2 protein-coding genes are annotated in these 2,126 nt (G+C 75.4%); one reads left to right on the top strand and one right to left on the bottom strand.

The genetic code is table 11. The features are described from left to right. Positions 1-60: 60 nt before the first annotated feature. Entirely contained in the window at positions 61-909 is an 849-nt protein-coding gene (locus ACFWOG_RS40680; protein WP_329952750.1) for a hypothetical protein, read from the bottom strand. 413 nt (positions 910-1,322) lie between these two features. Here ACFWOG_RS40680 and ACFWOG_RS40685 point away from each other — a divergent pair, with 413 nt between their 5' ends. Continuing rightward, positions 1,323-2,060, top strand: a complete 738-nt coding sequence (locus tag ACFWOG_RS40685) for an MIP family channel protein (RefSeq protein WP_380364778.1) — start codon at positions 1,323-1,325, stop codon at positions 2,058-2,060. Positions 2,061-2,126: the final 66 nt, after the last annotated feature.

Genomic DNA, 2,126 nt, shown 5'->3' on the forward strand with positions numbered 1-2,126 from the left:
GTCACGACCCGGACCGGCCGGCCGCCCGGGCAGCGGCCGGCGCGGTGTCGAAGGGCCCGATCAGCGCGCGGAGGCCGGGGACGGCTGCTCGGCGTCCCCGAACCGGGCCAGGGTCAGCGCACCGGCCACCGCCGTCAGGAAGCCCGCGACGGCGAGCGGCGTCGCGTCGTGGCGGGTGTGGTCGCCGAGCAGCAACACGCCGATGACGGCCGGACCGAGGGTCTCGCCCAGCACCATGGCCGCCGTCGCGGCCGTCACCGAACCGCTCTGCATGGCCCAGGTCAGCGCGCTGAAGCCGCCCAGCCCGGCGAGGGCGATCGCGTAGGCGGAGGGCTCGACGAGGAGGTCGGGCGGTCGGGCGTCCGGCAGGACCCGCACCGCGACGCCGACGACGCCGAACTGGAGGCCGGCGACCAGCCCGAGGAACGGCGCGCTGCGGCCTCCGGCGAACCGCACCACCAGCCAGCCCACGCCGATCAGCAGGACCGAGGCGAGCAGGACGCCCAGCCGCAGCGCCGGGCTGCCCCGGCCGGGTCCGTCCCGCCCGGCGGTGAGGGCGAGGACGCAGAGCCCGACACAGACCGCCGCCACCCCGGCCCACTCGCTGCGCCGCAGCCGCACCCGCAGGACGCGGGCCGAGCCGACGGCGGTGACGGCGAGGGCCGAGGCCAGGACGGCCTCGACCTCGTAGAGCGGCAGCCGTTCGAGGGCGATCAGCTCGGCGCCGAACCCCAGCATGTCCATCCCGACTCCGACCAGGAACGGCCACTGGCGGAAGGCTCCGGCGAGCGCGGCGGCCCCGCCCGGCCGCCGGCCGGCTGCGGCGCGGCGTGCGCCGACCGCCTGGAGCACGGTGGCCGAACCGGTGAGCAGGGCGGCGAGCAGCGCCGACAGCAGACCGAAGGACATGCGCAGACCGTACGGGCCGACGGTGCGGCGGGTCCTCGCGCCGCGCCGCCCGGGCCTCGGGACGGGAGGCGGGTGGGAGCCCGGGTGGGGTGGCGCGGGGCTGCCGGGCGGGGACCGTCCGGTCGGGTTCGTTCGTCCAGGGACCGTCAGCTCCGGTCGCGGGTCGGGTCGGTGTTCGCGACGGGTGGTGGCGGGGTGGGCGCGCGCCCGGTGTCGAGGTGAGGTCGCAGGCCGGATGGCCTATAGTGTGGCGATATGTCCGGTTCGCCCGACTGGAGCAATTAATCCGTCCGGTGTTTCAGGATCTCGGCGCGCAGGCGTTCGATCGAGATGCGTTGCCCCGTTCGGCTGCCGAGGGTGAGCCGGGTTCGGGCGGTGCGGTGCCGTTCGGAGTGATGCGGTCGGGAGGCCAGATGGACAGGCGTGCGGTGGTCGGCGAGTTTCTCGGAACTCTGCTGTTGGTGCTGCTGGCGGTGGGCGCCGCCGTGGTGGCCGGGGACGCGATCGGATCGGTCGGGATCGCGCTGGCGTTCGGCTTCGTGCTGCTCGCCCTGGCGTACACGTTCGGCCCGATCTCCGGGTGCCACGTCAACCCGGCGGTGACCCTCGGGTTCCTGCTGGCCCGCCGGATCGACGGGCGTACCGCCGCGTCGTACTGGGTCGCGCAGTTCCTCGGCGGGATCGCCGGCGCGGCCCTGGTGCTGGTGCTCGCCAAGCAGATACCCGGCCTCCAGACCCACGAGAAGCTCGGCACCAACGGCTGGGGCGACCGCTCCGCCGTGCACATCAACCTCGGGGGCGCGTTCCTGACCGAGGTGCTGCTGACCTTCCTCCTGGTCTTCGTCGTTCTGGCGGTCACCCACCGCCTGGCCGCCACCGGATTCGACGGCCTGCCGATCGGCATGGCGCTCGTGGTGGTGCACCTGGTCGGGATTCCGCTCACCGGGACGTCCGTCAACCCGGCGCGCAGCTTCGGTCCGGCACTGTTCGCGGGCGGCGCGGCGCTGTCCCAGCTGTGGCTGTTCATCCTCGCGCCGCTGGTCGGCGGCGCCCTCGCCGCCGGTGCGCACCTGCTCACCCACCCGCAGCCGAACATCGCCGCCGCCGAGGCGCTCGCGACGGACCGGCGGGCGGCAGCCGCCGACCGCTGACCTCGCGGTCGCTGCCGGGGCGCCGCCCCGGCGCCCGGTGCGTGAGCCTCCCGGAAGGCCCGGCCC

The sequence above is a fragment of the Kitasatospora sp. NPDC058406 genome, from assembly GCF_042722765.1.
GTDB lineage: Bacteria > Actinomycetota > Actinomycetes > Streptomycetales > Streptomycetaceae > Kitasatospora.

Bases quoted from the DNA above. Each gene is read 5' to 3' on its own strand.
- ACFWOG_RS40680 (WP_329952750.1), bottom strand. From the start codon at position 909: ATGTCCTTCGGTCTGCTGTCGGCGCTGCTCGCCGCCCTGCTCACCGGT.
- ACFWOG_RS40685 (WP_380364778.1), top strand. From the start codon at position 1,323: ATGGACAGGCGTGCGGTGGTCGGCGAGTTTCTCGGAACTCTGCTGTTG.